At 55.7% G+C, this 14,109-nt stretch carries 11 protein-coding genes; 1 reads left to right on the top strand and 10 read right to left on the bottom strand.

The genetic code is table 11. The annotated features are described in order from the left end of the window. The first annotated feature begins 87 nt into the window (after nt 1-87). Nucleotides 88-957: a crotonase/enoyl-CoA hydratase family protein gene (locus E2L00_RS03315; RefSeq protein ID WP_167606944.1), complete on the top strand. Its 870-nt coding sequence runs from the start codon at nt 88-90 to the stop codon at nt 955-957. Here E2L00_RS03315 and pdeR read toward each other — a convergent pair. From pdeR to pspF, 10 genes are all read right to left on the bottom strand, one after another. After that, nucleotides 954-2,945, bottom strand: coding sequence for a cyclic di-GMP phosphodiesterase (gene pdeR / locus E2L00_RS03310; RefSeq protein WP_167606941.1), 1,992 nt, complete (start codon nt 2,943-2,945; stop codon nt 954-956). The two genes, E2L00_RS03315 and pdeR, sit on opposite strands and share 4 nt — an antisense overlap. 338 nt (nt 2,946-3,283) lie before the next feature. Next, the gene (locus E2L00_RS03305; protein ID WP_167606938.1) at nt 3,284-5,218 is read right to left on the bottom strand and encodes an exoribonuclease II; all 1,935 of its coding nucleotides are present in this window, start codon (nt 5,216-5,218) and stop codon (nt 3,284-3,286) included. A 101-nt stretch (nt 5,219-5,319) separates the two neighbouring features. Further along, the gene (locus tag E2L00_RS03300) at nt 5,320-6,477 is read right to left on the bottom strand and encodes a CMD domain-containing protein (protein ID WP_167606935.1); all 1,158 of its coding nucleotides are present in this window, start codon (nt 6,475-6,477) and stop codon (nt 5,320-5,322) included. A gap of 188 nt (nt 6,478-6,665) precedes the next feature. After that, complete coding sequence (fabI, locus tag E2L00_RS03295; protein ID WP_167606932.1) at nt 6,666-7,457, bottom strand: enoyl-ACP reductase FabI; 792 nt, start codon at nt 7,455-7,457, stop codon at nt 6,666-6,668. Between the two features lie 180 nt (nt 7,458-7,637). After that, nucleotides 7,638-8,444: a putrescine export ABC transporter ATP-binding protein SapF gene (gene sapF / locus E2L00_RS03290; RefSeq protein WP_167606929.1), complete on the bottom strand. Its 807-nt coding sequence runs from the start codon at nt 8,442-8,444 to the stop codon at nt 7,638-7,640. Next, the gene (sapD, locus tag E2L00_RS03285) at nt 8,444-9,436 is read right to left on the bottom strand and encodes a putrescine export ABC transporter ATP-binding protein SapD (protein ID WP_167606926.1); all 993 of its coding nucleotides are present in this window, start codon (nt 9,434-9,436) and stop codon (nt 8,444-8,446) included. The genes sapF and sapD overlap by 1 nt, the downstream gene beginning before the upstream one ends. Further along, on the bottom strand, nt 9,436-10,326 hold the full coding sequence (gene sapC, locus E2L00_RS03280) for a putrescine export ABC transporter permease SapC (RefSeq protein ID WP_167606923.1): 891 nt from the start codon (nt 10,324-10,326) through the stop codon (nt 9,436-9,438). Before sapC ends, sapD begins: the two co-directional genes overlap by 1 nt. Further along, nucleotides 10,313-11,278: a putrescine export ABC transporter permease SapB gene (gene sapB / locus E2L00_RS03275; RefSeq protein WP_167606920.1), complete on the bottom strand. Its 966-nt coding sequence runs from the start codon at nt 11,276-11,278 to the stop codon at nt 10,313-10,315. The genes sapC and sapB overlap by 14 nt, the downstream gene beginning before the upstream one ends. After that, nucleotides 11,275-12,915 (bottom strand): ABC transporter substrate-binding protein SapA, encoded by a 1,641-nt coding sequence (gene sapA, locus E2L00_RS03270; protein WP_167606917.1) that lies wholly within the window; start codon nt 12,913-12,915, stop codon nt 11,275-11,277. The genes sapB and sapA overlap by 4 nt, the downstream gene beginning before the upstream one ends. A 126-nt stretch (nt 12,916-13,041) precedes the next feature. Further along, on the bottom strand, nt 13,042-14,046 hold the full coding sequence (pspF, locus tag E2L00_RS03265; RefSeq protein WP_167606914.1) for a phage shock protein operon transcriptional activator: 1,005 nt from the start codon (nt 14,044-14,046) through the stop codon (nt 13,042-13,044). Nucleotides 14,047-14,109: the final 63 nt, after the last annotated feature.

Here is a 14,109-nt window from a genome sequence, read left to right as displayed (position 1 = left end):
GCGCATGCACGGCGGTAATCCACTGCTTTGCAACGCGATCTAAGGCGCCTTAGATCGTTTTCCCACCCTGAAACCCAGGATAAAAAGATGACTGTGATAAACCAACCAACCTGCAAATTGTTTACCGATACCGCACGCTTTACCCAGCTTTCGGGTTATTACGAAGAAGAACGCCGCACGGTATGGATGATGCTACGCGCACAGCCTCGTCCGTGCTTTAACCATGTGCTGATCGAAGAGATCATGAACATGAGTTATCTGGTACAACGCTCGGGATTTGCCGTCGATTTCTGGGTAACCGGTTCGCTGGTTCCGGGTATGTACAACACCGGCGGCGATCTGGGCTTTTTCGTTGAAACCATTAAGCAGGGACGGCGTGAAGCGTTGCGCGCGTATGCGCGAGCCTGCGTGGACTGTGTTCATGCGGCCTCCCGCGGTTTCGATAGCGGCGCTATTAGTCTTGCAATGGTGGAAGGCAGCGCCTTAGGCGGCGGCTTTGAGGCAGCTCTGGCACACCATTTTGTGCTGGCGCAACGCGATGCCCGTATGGGCTTTCCGGAAATAGCCTTTAACCTGTTTCCGGGAATGGGAGGATATTCACTGGTTGCCCGCCGTTCGGGAATGAAGCTCGCAGAGGAGTTGATTTATAAAGGAGAATCACACACCGCGGAATGGTACGAACAGCACGGCCTTGTCGATCTCTTGTTTGAACCAGATCAGGGCTATCTGGCAACCCGCACCTTTATCGACACGCTCCAGCCTAAGCTGAATGGCGTCCGTGCCATGCTGCGCGCCCGGCAGCGCGTGCTGCAACTGCCGCGTGCTGAGCTGATGGATATTACGGAAGACTGGGTGGATGCTGCGTTCAGCCTGCAACCTAAGGATATCGCCTATATGGAAAGGCTGGTACAACTGCAAAACCGCCATATCTCGACGGCTTTGCGTAAAGCCAGTTAACGTCCCGTTCTCACCAGATAACGCTTTAGCCAACGCTCGAATACGGCAGCGGGCATAGGCTTGGCAAACAGATATCCCTGCCGTTCGTTGACGCCGTTCTTGGTAAGGAAGGCGTCTTCTTTCTTGCTTTCAACCCCTTCCGCAATTACCTGTAAATTCAGCGCCTGCGCGACGGCGACGATCGCGCGTACCAGCGACTGCGAGACGGACTGCTTATGGATATCGCGCACAAACGCCTGGTCGAGCTTAATCGCATCGATAGGGAAGCGTGCCAGCTGTGACAGCGACGAGTAACCCGTGCCGAAGTCGTCCAGGTGAACCTGTGCCCCCAGCTTGCTGAACTGCTGGATAACGGACAGCGCCAGCTCTTCGTTTTCTATCAGACAGCTTTCGGTGAGTTCGACATCGACAGGGCAATATTCAAAATCTAAATCTTTTAGCGCCTGTTTGAGATCGCTAAAAATAGTCTGATCGGCCAGCTGACGGGCAGAAACGTTCACCGCCACGCGCAGATTGATGCCTTTATCGCGCCATTTCGCCACCTGCTGCACCACGCTTAACATTACCCAACGGCCAAGCGGCACGATAAGCCCGGACTCTTCCGCATAGGAGATAAAATTCAGCGGCGGGATCAGGCCCCGCTCCGGAGACTGCCAGCGCACCAGCGCTTCCAGACTGCGCACTTCACCGCGCCAGGTTATTTTCGGCTGATAATGGATAACCAGCTGATCGTTTTCCAGCGCCTTACGCAGGTTGGTATCAAGCCACAGATATTCAAAGACGCGCTGGTTCATTTCCGGTGAGAAGACGCAGAATTTACCACGGCCGCTCTCTTTAGCGGTATACATGGCGGTATCCGCGTTACGAATAACGCTTTCCCGGTCTTCGCCATGCTGCGGGGCGAGAGAAATACCCAGCGAGCAGCCGGAATAGACTTCAATTAAGCCAATGCGGAAGGGCAGTTTTAAGCGGGTGAGAATGCGGGAGGACATCGCCTCAAGCGTGGCCTGCGACGTGTCGGTTGCCAGCACGATAAACTCATCGCCGCCCAGCCTCGCCAGCACCTGGCCTTCCTCAAGACAGCTCAGGATAGCCAGCGAAACGGCCTGCAGAAGCTGGTCGCCAAACATGTGCCCGTAGGCGTCATTCACTTTCTTAAAGTTATCGAGATCGAGATAGACGATCCCTACCTGAGTCTCACCGCGATTTTCTATGGCGGCGCTGATGAGATCGTGGATGGCATTGCGATTTGGCAGGCCGGTGATGGTGTCGGTGTTCGCCAGCACGCGCAAGCGTTCCTGAGCGCGGCGTTCTTCGGTGATATCCGTGCCTGAACAAATCAGGTAGATTTCGTTTTTGCCGCTGCCGCTGTGAACGAACTTATTGCGGAACAAAAACAGCCTCTGGCCCTTGCGGGTTTTAATCCAGCGCTCAACTTCGTAGGAATTGCCGTTGCGGAAAAAACCGCTGATATTACGTCTGGAGGCGGCGGCCTCGCTGCGGCTCATAAAAAGCTTAAAAACGTTCTGCCCGATGACTTCGTGCTCTTTAAGGCCGGTGTACTCTTCGCTGAGCCGGTTAAAGCGCTGAATATTGCCCTGACGATCCAGGATGACGATAACCGAGTTCGCTTCAGAAACCACCTGTTCGGCAAAAGAAAGCCCCTGCACAAGATCGCGTGCAACGGAAGGGGTGTCATGCCACGCTGAAGCCGTTCCGGCCCATTCGCGCCGGGACACTTTACGCCCCACGAGATGGACAGGCACATCGTTGCCAAACAGGGATATCGTCATGGTGATGCTTGAGGTGATCACCGTCATCTGACGTATTTCGTCGGCCTGCTCCTGGTTCAGCGCAATCACCTGGCTGGCATCTGCGTTTTCATGGGCGGCAAGCTGCAGAGCGTTGCTGTCTGCAGGCAAACGCCAGTATGGGCTGGTTGTCCCTAAATAACGGTAAAGCAGGTTCTGCTCCAACTCGTCTTTCATGCTTTCTCCTGAACCGGTGCATGGCGCGTCAGTTTACTATTTATATTAGCAACATAAAGCCAGTGTTAAACAAGCGGCGACGGATAAAAACCCGCAGATATGTGTTAACCGTCAGAAAAATGAAGATGGATTGCATAATTTCCCGAAAAGGTTAAAGGCACAGCACGTTAAGATCGTTTAGCGTGCCTTATCTGTCAAGATGCGCAATTATAACAAAAGTAAGAAGTTACTGGCGTGTGGTCGATAATAAAGGGTAAAAATCTCAGCGAGAAAGCAAGGAAGTCTAAAAAGAAAAAGGCTGAAAATTTATTCAGCCTTTGCGAGTAGTTATTGTAGTTTTACGCAGCCGGGCGGGCGATAACGCTGCGTGTTTCCATACGCACTTCGGCGATGGTCACATCGATAACGTCAGTCACTTTGTAGACGGCTTCGCCTTTAATCTGCACGGTGCCGTTTTCCTGGCTGCAGACCAGCTCATCGCGTACCGCGTGGATAAACGGCGCGGGAATAAACGCCACTGCGCCATTCTCAACCAGACGCACACGCATTCCGCCGCGGCTGACGTCAATGATTTCAGCGGCAAAACGCGTATCGGTCCCGGCTTTATCGTGCAGGAATCGGGCGTATAACCAGTCACCTACATCACGTTCAGCCATGCGGTTCAGACGGCGGCGCTCTGCCATCTGGGCGGTGGTTTCATCCTGCGGGCGCGTTGCTGACTCGCCTTTAATGATGGCTTTAAGCAGGCGATGGTTAACCATATCGCCGTATTTACGGATAGGAGAAGTCCAGGTCGCATACGCTTCCAGGCCAAGACCGAAGTGCGGGCCGGGCTCGGTGCTGATTTCAGCGAAGGACTGATAGCGGCGAATACGGCTGTCCAGGAAACCCGTCGGCTGCGCGTCAAGCTCGCGGCGCAGTTTGCAGAAACCATCCAGCGTCAGCACTTCCTGCGCGTCTACGGTAAAACCGTGGCCGGCGAGCATGGTCGCCAGCTGTTCAGTATTAGCCGGATCGAAACCGGTATGCACATTGTAGATCCCAAAGCCGAGCTTTTCGCGCAGAACAATGGCGGCACAAACGTTGGCGGCGATCATCGCTTCTTCAACGATGCGGTTAGCAATACGGCGTGGCTCGGAAACAATATCCAGCACTTCGCCTTTTTCACCCAGCACGAAGCGGTAATCCGGGCGGTCTTTGAAGACCAGCGCGTGTTGATGACGCCATTCGCCACGGCTCAGGCAGATGCGCTGCAGCAGACGGATCTGCTGAGCAATCTCTTCGCTCTGCGGCTGCCATTCGCCTTTCTCTTCCAGCCAGTTGGATACGTCGTCATAAACCAGTTTGGCTCTGGATTCGATTGTGGCGGCGAAGAAGTGAATGTCGCTGCCGATCGCGCCATCCTGTTCGATGACCATACGGCAGGCCACGACAGGGCGGGAAACGTTGGCGCGCAGCGAGCACAGGTCGTCAGACAGCTCGCGCGGCAGCATCGGAATGTTAAAGCCCGGCAGATAGTTGGTGAAGGCACGTACTTTAGCGATGTTGTCCAGCTTGCTGCCTTCGGCAATCCATGCGGTAGGATCGGCAATGGCGACGGTCAGTTGCAGCTTGCCGTCCGCCAGCTCTTCAACGAACAGCGCATCGTCCATATCTTCGGTGCTGGCGCTGTCGATAGTGACAAAGTTCAGGGCGGTTAAATCTTCACGCACCAGACCGTCGTCAAGCATTTCGGTTGCGGCGCCGTCGGGCGCTTCGCGTTCAAGATTATGGCGAGACAGCGTAACCCACCACGGCGCGAGATGATCGTCGCCAAAGGTGATGAACTGGGTCAGCTCCGCGTAAAAACCGCGGTCGCCTTTGAGCGGGTGGCGCTTCATTTCGGCCACCGCCCAGTCGCCATTCTGGAAATCATGCTTAACGTTACGATCCGCACGACACTGAATGGCGTCTTTTAATAAAGGATGATCCGGCACGACAGAAAGGCGATCGTCTTTCTTCTGCACGCGGCCAACGAAGCGGGTCAGGAACGGTTCGATAAGCTCTTCTGGCTCAGCGGTTTCCCGGTCTTTATCCGTGTGGATCACAGCGCTAATACGGTCGCCGTGCATCACTTTTTTCATCTGCGGAGGCGGAATAAAGTAACTTTTGTTGGCGTCAACTTCGAGGAAGCCAAAGCCTTTTTCAGTACCTTTTACCACGCCTTCGGCGCGAGGAGTCTGGGAATGCAGTTGCTGTTTAAGCTGCGCGAGCAGCGGGTTATCCTGAAACATATCGTTTAGTTTTCGTGGCCAAAAGAGCGGCTGACAGTTTTACGCGAATCCGCACCCTGCGGCAAGCGCTGTTTGCCGTAAAAGCACGCCAAATTCAATGCTTATGGCCTGCCGCCCAGGCCTGTTTTCAGGCGATTTAGCCAGCCAAAGAGGCCTGAACTGACCAGCAGTCTTAACGCTTCCGATGCGGAAAAACCCTGCTCCAGCAAGGGTTGAACATGTGCGGCGCTGAAACGGTCAGGCGAGCGCGTGAGCAGCTGTACCGCCTGAATAATGGCGCGCGCTCGTGGATGGTTATGACTCCAGGCCTGCAGCGCTCTTTCACCATTACGCACCGCATCGGGCAGGCCGCTATCGCCACGCCACAGCTTTGTGGCTTCAGCGAAGCAGGAAGGACTGCCGTTGATTCTGGCGGAGAGCAGCATCACCAGCGTCTGTTCGTCGGTATGGGCTGAAGCGGGCTGCCATAGCAGACGGGTTAGCTGACCCAACGCACAAAGCGCAGGGGCGTCGTGCGCCAGCAGCCATTCCATGCCCTGTAACGGGCGAAGAGGCTGGCTTATATTGCAGGCTGCAAGCTGTTCGGACCGGGCGTAACGCAGTTCCACCGGCGGCAAATCCGCCGCCCAGCATGCGCCTTCAGCGGTAAAAATGTCGGCCGGAGCATCCTGCAACGTATCGAAGCCGGGCAGCCAGCGGACGGGCAGTCCTTGCAACGCCTGCCAGACGGCAACGGCACGGGCCTGGAAGCCAATAAAACCGATCAGCTGATTGAAGGTAATGATGTCATTTACCGATAGCCCAACTTCATCGAGCTGAGTGCGCGACGCGTTATCGATTAGCGTCGGCTGGCTGGCAAGCTGGCGAGCGTACTGGGTAATTTGCGTCAGGCGGCGGTTGCTCTCACGCGAAGAGTCGGGCCCCGGCTGCGGTGCAAGACGCGCCGCATAGTGGTTGCAAAGCCGTTGCACACCGTAAACCTGCGCGACGGTTAGGGCGGTGCTCAGGCGGTCGTAGCTGCTGAGAGTATGCATCCGCGTCACCGGGACGTTTTCCGGCAAGAGCGTCTCGCTGGCGCTCCGGGCTGCCGTTATCCACGCCTGTTCGTCGGCAAGCTGTTGCGGACTTAAATTAAGGTCGAGTAAAAAGCGGTCTGCGTGCGCCGCTTCGGGAACCAACGGCAGTACATCCGCCGGGCAGAGACTGGACTGGGTTTCGTGATACCAGTGGCTTTTGCCCAAAATTTGGCGTTGTTCCATGGTCGTTCCTTGGTCAAAGAGTTAACAGGTCGGTAAAGGGAGGGAGACCTGGTTCGCTGCTTTATCCTGGCGCAAGCGCGGAAAGGGACCAAAGAATGATCGGTGATAATAAATATCGGAATGGTATATGGGGAAGTAAAACAGGAGGTTAACGGGGCAGGCGGACGCCCGCCCCGAAACGGGCGGAATTAGTCTTTCAGTTCCAGCTCGTTCATTGCTGCAATGTTGAAGCCGCCGTCAACGTGAACGACTTCACCGGAGATGCCGGCAGACAGGTCAGAACACAGGAAGGCCGCGGAGTTACCCACATCTTCGATAGTAACGGTACGACGAATCGGCGTGACCGCTTCGCAGTGTGCCAGCATTTTACGGAAATCTTTGATACCGCTTGCTGCCAGAGTACGGATTGGGCCTGCGGAGATGGCGTTAACACGCACGCCTTCAGGTCCCATCGCGTTCGCCATGTAACGCACGTTAGCTTCCAGAGAAGCTTTAGCCAGGCCCATAACGTTGTAGTTAGGAATAGCGCGCTCTGCACCCAGGTAGGAGAGAGTCAGCAGCGCAGAGCCAGGGTTGAGCATTTCACGGCACACTTTAGCCATCGCAACGAAGCTGTAAGCGCTGATGTCGTGAGCAATTTTGAAGCCTTCACGGGTAACGACATTGACATAATCGCCATCCAGCTGATCGCCCGGTGCGAAACCGATGGAGTGAACGAAACCGTCAAATTTCGGCCAGCTTTTCGCCAGTTCGGTAAACAGCGCGTCGATGCTCTCATCTTCTGCAACGTCGCACGGCAGTACGATGCTGGAACCCAGATCGGCAGCAAAACCTTCTACGCGGCCTTTCAGTTTTTCGTTCTGATAGGTGAAGGCCAGTTCCGCGCCTTCACGGTGCATCGCCTGAGCGATACCGTAGGCGATGGACAGTTTGCTGGCGAGGCCAGTGATCAGAATGCGTTTACCGGAAAGAAAACCCATAGCTTTGAATCCTTATAGTTTCTGCTAATTTTATGACTGTATAATCATGTTGTTACCCACGATTAGTCACAATTATTCAACACTAAATTGAAATTATATCCCACTGACGCCGGGTTGTGTCACGTTATTTTTCCAGCCGGGGGCCGGGTGGTTATCGCGTCGCCAGAGGTCGTGCCTGTGTTAACGGTCTTTTCGCCACGCGTCTGCGGTTAAAGCTTCGCCAAAGTGGCTGGCGATCAGGCGTTTGGTGAGCTCGTGAAGCGGAGAGGCCAGCACGTCCGCCGTACTGCCGCGCTCCACCACTTCGCCCTGGTGCATCACCATCACCTGGTCGCTGATATGCTTCATCATGCCGATATGCTGCGTCACGTAGATATAGGCGATGCCCTGTTTCTCCTGAAGTTCGAGCATCAGGTTAATGAGCTGCGAACGCATGGACATATCCAGCGAGGCCAGCGCTTCGTCCGCGATAATTACCTTCGGGCGCAGGATCAGCGCGCGCGCAAGCCCTAAGCGCTGTTTCTGCCCTGGTGCGAGCATGTGGGGATAATAGCTGACGTGATCGGGCAGCAATCCTACCTGGCGTAGCGTCTCGACAATTCTTTTCCGACGCGCCTCCGGCTCCAGATCGGTATTCAGGCGTAGCGGGAAATCCAGAATCTGCGAAATACGCTGACGGGGATTGAGCGAGGTGCTCGGGTCCTGGAAAATCATGCGGATGCGCTGGCTGCGGTACGAGTAATCGCCAAAGCGCAACGGATGATCGTCAATCACCAGCTCGCCGCTCGTAGGTTCAATCATCCCGGCGAGCATCTTCGCAAGCGTTGATTTCCCGGAACCATTCTCGCCGATGATCGCCAGCGTCTGCTTCTCGCGCAGGGTAAAGCTCAGCGGCTTCACGGCCTCGACATGCTGGCGGCGAAACAGCCCCGTCCGGTAGCGAAACGTCTTACTTAAATTGCGCACTTCCAGCAGCGTTTCGGCCATTAATGACTCTCCATATTCAGCGGGAAATGGCAGGCGTATAAATGTGTTTTTGCCCCTTCAAGGCGAGGCGTTTCAATACATTTGCGCTGGGCATAAGGGCAGCGAGGCCCCAGGCGGCAGCCAATCGGCAGATGTTCCAGCAGGGGAATGGCGCCCGGCAACGTATTCAGCCGGCTTTTGTGCGGCATCGGGCTGCCAAAATCCGGTATGGCGCGAATCAAAGCCTGGGTGTACGGATGGTGCGGCGTGGCGATAAGATCCTCGCTGGTAGCGGTTTCCACCGTTTGCCCGCAGTACATCACGTTGATTTTATCCGCCCATTTACTGAGCATTTGCAGGTCGTGGCTGATAAGCAAAATCGTGGTGTTGTTGTACTGGTTAAGCCGGGTCAGCAGCTTGAAAATTTGCGACTGCGTGGTCGGCTCCATAGCATTTGTCGGCTCATCGGCAATCAGCAGGCGCGGCTGGTTCGCCAGCGCAATCGCAATCATCACTTTCTGGCATTCGCCATCGGTAAGCTCATACGAAAAGCTGCGCATCACGTCGTTATGATCTTTGATCCCCACGCGGTGAAGCAGCTCGATTGCCCGGCGTTTTCGCCAGCCGAAGCGTTTCCACCAGCGGCCTTTATAAGTCCAGCCGGGGATGTTTTGCATAAGCTGACGACCCACCCGTTCTGACGGGTCGAGACACGACTGCGGCTCCTGGAAAATCATCGACACGTTATGGCCAACCAGGCGACGGCGCTGGGCTGCGGTGAGGCGTAACAGGTCGATATCATCAAAGCGCATGCGGTCTGCGCTAACCCGCCAGTTGTCTTTGGTCACGCCGCAGATAGCTTTGGCAATCAGGCTCTTACCTGAACCAGACTCACCCACCAGGCCACGAATTTCGCCTTCGCTGAGCGTCATGCTGACGCGGTCAACGGCTTTCACCCAGCCTTCTGAGGTCATAAATTCGATGGTCAGATTGCGGATATCAAGTAATGGCATTATTGCACCCCCGCGTTAATCGCCCGGCGCAGACCGTCGCCCAGCAGATTGACCAGCAATACACTAAGCATAATCGCTGCCCCCGGAAGCATCACGGTCCAGGGCGCAACATAAATCAGCTCCAGCGCGTCGCCAAGCATCGCTCCCCATTCCGGAGAGGGGAGCTGCGCGCCGAGATCCAAAAAGCCAAGCGCGGCAATATCCAGGATCGCCATCGACAGCGCACGGGTGATTTCCGTGACCAGACTTGCGGCGGTGTTCGGCATCACCGCGAACCACAAAATATTGGGCGTTGAGGCGCCGTCAAGACGGGCGGCCACGACGTATTCTTTTTCCAGCTCGTCATGCACCGCGCTGTACACCGAGCGAACCATGCGCGGCAGCAGCGCCAGCCAGACGGCGAACATAGCGTGCGTAAGGTGCGGGCCTGCAAACGCCACCACAACGATCGCCAGCAGCAGCGAAGGAATAGAAAGCAACGTATCAAGAATATGGTTAAGTACGGCGGAGCGCAGGCCGTGCGTTGCCCCGGCCACCACGCCGAGCACTACGCCGCAGACGGTTGCTGCAAGCGTCACCACAAAAGCGCCGCCAACGGTGGGAGCTGCGCCGCTTAACAGACGGCTCAACACATCGCGGCCTAAATCGTCTGTACCGAGGAAGAAGGAGACTTCGCCATAGCGGGACCATGACGGCGGCAGCAGTTGATAGCCAAGGAACTGCTGATCGAGACCGTAAGGGGCAAACAGGCCGCCAAACACGCACAGCAGAACCAGCGCGCCGCAGCCGTAGAGCCCAACCATCGCCGTGGTATCGCCGTAGAATTTCCGCCAGGTCAGGCGCAGCGTGCTCGGCGGCCGCTTCTCGCGGTAGACGCTATCGTAAGGCATACCATTCCTTATGTTTCAGCGGGTTAGCCATAGCACCCAAAATATCGGAAAGCACGTTAACGATAATCACTAACGAACCGATGACCATCACGCCCGCGGAGATAGCCGCGTAATCCTGCTGGCGAATGGCGTTAATAAGCCAGCGCCCAAGTCCCGGCCAGCTAAAGACCACTTCGGTGATCATCGCCAGCGTCAACATGGTGGAAAACTGCAAGCCCAGGCGTGGAATAACCGGCGGGAGTGCGTTGTGCAACACGTGACGATGCAGGATGGTGAAGCGCGATAAGCCACGGGTGGCCGCCGCTTTTATATAGTTCTGATCGAACACTTCGCTGGTGCTCAGGCGCATCAGGCGAATGACTTCCGTCGTGGGAGCAACGGCAAGCGTAATCACCGGCAGTATGATATGCCGCACGGCGCTTACGATCATCTCATCCCGATAAGGCGAGTCGGAAAGCCAGGCGTCCACCAGTGCAAAACCGGTGACGGACTTCACTTCATAAAGCAAATCGAAACGCCCGGAGACAGGGAACCAGCCAAGCGTAAGCGAGAAAAACAGCGTCAGCAGCAGGGCGAACCAGAAAACCGGAATAGAAAAACCGAGCAGCGCTAAGGCGCCAATCAGTTTGTCCTGCCACTTGTTACGCGTAATACCCGCGAGCATGCCCACGGGGATGCCAATCAGCAGCGACAAACCAAAGGCCAGCAGGCACAGTTCCATGGTGGCCGGGAAAACATTGCGCAGCTGTTCATTAATGGACTGTCCATTAATGCTGGAAACGCCGAAATCCCAGTGCAGCAGGCTTTCAAACCAGAACACCCAGGCGTTCCACAAAGACGCGCCCTGCAAAGGCGCATGCGGCGTAAAGTAGTTCAGGCTAAAGCCGACTATCGCGAGAAACAACAACGTTATCAGCAGCAGCAACAAACGCCTCAGGGTAAAGATGATCATGGTTTTTTCACCTCGACGTCTTCACGAGAAACACCGGCAAAGGAGGCATTGCCAAACGGGCTGAGCACCAGGCCTTTGATGTCATAACGGTAGGCCTGCAGACGCAGCGAAGAGGCCAGCGGCAGCACGGGAAGTTCGTTAGCCAGAATATCCTGCGCCTGGTTATAGGCCTCGATGCGCGAGGCGAGCTGTTGAGAGGCGAGCGCTTTTTGCAGCACGCTGTCGAACTGCGAATTGCACCAGCGGGCATAGTTGGTTTGTGAACGAATCGCAGCACAGCTCAGCATCGGACGGAAGAAACTGTCCGGATCGTTACTGTCCGTCGCCCAGCCGGTCAGCGTCAGATCGTGGTTCATATCCATCAAGCGCGCCTCCTGGAAGCGGCCTTCGACGGGCACGATGATCACCTTCACGCCAATCTGTGCCATATCGGCCTGAATCAGTTCGGCGGTTTTCAGCGGGCTTGGGTTCCAGGCCTGGGAGCTGGTTGGCACCCACAGGCGCAGCTCCAGGTTATTAATCCCCAGCGCTTTAAGACGCTGGCGCGCTTTTTCAGGATTGTATTCGGTAATTTTAGAATCGCCGTCGTACGCCCAGGAGGCGCGCGGCAAAATCGACGCGGCGGTTTCCGCCGTGCCGTAATAAATAGACTGCATCAGGCGCTGGTTGTTAATCGCTAAAGCGAGCGCATGACGCACTTCAGGATTGTTCATCGGCGCCTTATTGGTATTAAAAGCCAGATAAGCGATGTTCATTCCCGGACGCAAAGTCAGGCGCAGGCGCGGATCGTCACGCAGGATCGTCAGCTGACTGGCGGCAGGGTAAGCCAGCACGTCGCATTCGCCGGTCAGCAGCTTAGATAAGCGCCCGGTGCCGCCGGATCCTAAATCCAGCACCACCTGCGGCATCAGCGGCACGCCACGCCAGTACCTGGGATTGCGGGCCAGGCGGATATACTGGCCGGCCCGGTACTCGCTTAACTGGAACGGGCCGGTGCCCACCGGCTGGCGATCTATCAATTCCTGACGACCGGTTTTAGTCAGCTGGGCGGCATATTCAGCCGACATCACCGAAGCGTAATGGGTCGCCATATGCCACAGGAAAGAGGCATCCGGTTTTTCCAGCCTGAATTCGACGGTATTGTTATCCAGCTTGCGGACGCTTTTTACCGAATCAGGGAACTGGAGGCTATCGAAGTAGGGATAGTTTCCGCCGTTGACGTTGTGCCACGGATGATTGCGATTAAAAACGCGTTGAAAACTGAACACCACGTCATCGGCATTCATCGCCCGGGTTGGTTTAAACCAGGGCGTTGACTGGAACTGTACCTTCGGGCGCAGGTGAAAACGGTAAGTGGCGCCGTTATCCAGCACTTCCCAGCTTTGCGCCAGCTCCGGCACCAGACGATAAGTATAAGGATCGACATCCAGCAGACGGTCATAAAGCTGTGCGGCAAGCGTATCCACGGTCAGGCCACCGCTCGCCATCTGCGGGTTAAAGGTATTAACCTGGCCATTAACACAATAAACAAACCCGCTCTTGCGAATGTCTTCAGGCTTGCGATCGGGCGTAGCTGCCTGCGCCACGCCGCTCAGGCAGCTCAGACTAAGTAAGAGGCAGGGGATAATTCCGCGCATAAGTTTTTGAGTTTTCAAAGGTGATAGCCAAAGTGTATCGCACTCTGGCCCGCACCCCAAAATAAGTGATGATGAGCGCCGGTTTTCTGGTCAGAGCGGTGATAAAAACGCCGGAAAGCAGATCTTTCAGGACATACTCCCCGGATGAATAAGGTGCTTTTTCATCATGGCGCGCAGTTGGTGATAGGTCAGGCCAAGCAACCCGGCTGCGCGGCGCTGGTTATAATTAGCCTGCCGCAGGCTGGTTTCCAGCAGCTGTTTCTCCTGGTCGTTTTGCCAGCGCCGCAGATCGACAGGTAAAGCAGGTAATCCCGCAGATTCAACAGGCGCGGAAACAATGGCGCGGCGAGCGAAGGGATCGAGGATCACTTCATTAACCGGCTCTTCGCTGCTGCCGTGGCGGTAAACCGAACGCTCCACAACATTTTTCAGCTCCCGGATATTCCCCGGCCAGGCGTAATTCAGGAGGATTTGCCGTGCTTCATCGGTAAACCCCGGAAAGAGGGGAAGCTGTAATTCACGGCACATCTGAATCGCAAAATGTTCGGCCATCAGCATGATGTCGGGCTGACGCTCGCGCAGCGGCGGCAGGGTGACAACGTCAAAAGCCAGCCTGTCGAGCAGGTCGGCGCGGAATTTTCCTTCCCCGGCGAGCTTTGGCAAATCGGCGTTGGTGGCGCATACCAGCCGCACGTTGACCTGCAAGGGCTGGCTGCCGCCGACGCGTTCAAGTTCGCCGTATTCCACCACGCGCAGCAGTTTTTCCTGCACCATCATCGGCGCGGTTGCCAGCTCATCAAGAAATAAAGTGCCGCCATCCGCGCGTTCAAAACGTCCCGGATGACGTTTCTGTGCACCGGTAAAAGCGCCAGCTTCGTGGCCGAAAAGCTCAGAATCCAGCAGATTATCGTTTAGCGCGGCGCAGTTCAGCGAGATAAACGGCCCCTGCCAGCGCTTTGAAAGAAAGTGCAGACGGTTGGCAATCAGCTCCTTGCCGGTTCCGCGTTCGCCAGTCACCAGCACGGGTTTTTCCAGCGGGGCGAGGCGTGAAACCTGTTCCAGCACTTCTAAAAAGCTGTTTGCCTCGCCGATCAGATTATCTTTATGTTCTGCCATGATGAAATTAACCAACTGTTAGCGAATAAAACCACTATAAACGCGACAGGCCAAGAGTCAAATTTAAACAGTTTATTG

The organism is Cedecea colo, from assembly GCF_011808225.1.
In the GTDB taxonomy this organism is placed as follows: Bacteria; Pseudomonadota; Gammaproteobacteria; order Enterobacterales; family Enterobacteriaceae; genus Dryocola; species Dryocola colo.
Note: the sequence above shows the minus strand (reverse complement) of the source record. Positions and strands in the feature narration are given on the sequence as shown.

Excerpts from the sequence above, each read along its gene's own strand:
- E2L00_RS03315 (WP_167606944.1), top strand. The coding sequence starts at position 88 with ATGACTGTGATAAACCAACCAACCTGCAAATTGTTTACCGATACCGCA.
- pdeR (WP_167606941.1), bottom strand. The coding sequence starts at position 2,945 with ATGAAAGACGAGTTGGAGCAGAACCTGCTTTACCGTTATTTAGGGACA.
- E2L00_RS03305 (WP_167606938.1), bottom strand. The coding sequence starts at position 5,218 with ATGTTTCAGGATAACCCGCTGCTCGCGCAGCTTAAACAGCAACTGCAT.
- E2L00_RS03300 (WP_167606935.1), bottom strand. The coding sequence starts at position 6,477 with ATGGAACAACGCCAAATTTTGGGCAAAAGCCACTGGTATCACGAAACC.
- fabI (WP_167606932.1), bottom strand. The coding sequence starts at position 7,457 with ATGGGTTTTCTTTCCGGTAAACGCATTCTGATCACTGGCCTCGCCAGC.
- sapF (WP_167606929.1), bottom strand. The coding sequence starts at position 8,444 with ATGGCCGAAACGCTGCTGGAAGTGCGCAATTTAAGTAAGACGTTTCGC.
- sapD (WP_167606926.1), bottom strand. The coding sequence starts at position 9,436 with ATGCCATTACTTGATATCCGCAATCTGACCATCGAATTTATGACCTCA.
- sapC (WP_167606923.1), bottom strand. The coding sequence starts at position 10,326 with ATGCCTTACGATAGCGTCTACCGCGAGAAGCGGCCGCCGAGCACGCTG.
- sapB (WP_167606920.1), bottom strand. The coding sequence starts at position 11,278 with ATGATCATCTTTACCCTGAGGCGTTTGTTGCTGCTGCTGATAACGTTG.
- sapA (WP_167606917.1), bottom strand. The coding sequence starts at position 12,915 with ATGCGCGGAATTATCCCCTGCCTCTTACTTAGTCTGAGCTGCCTGAGC.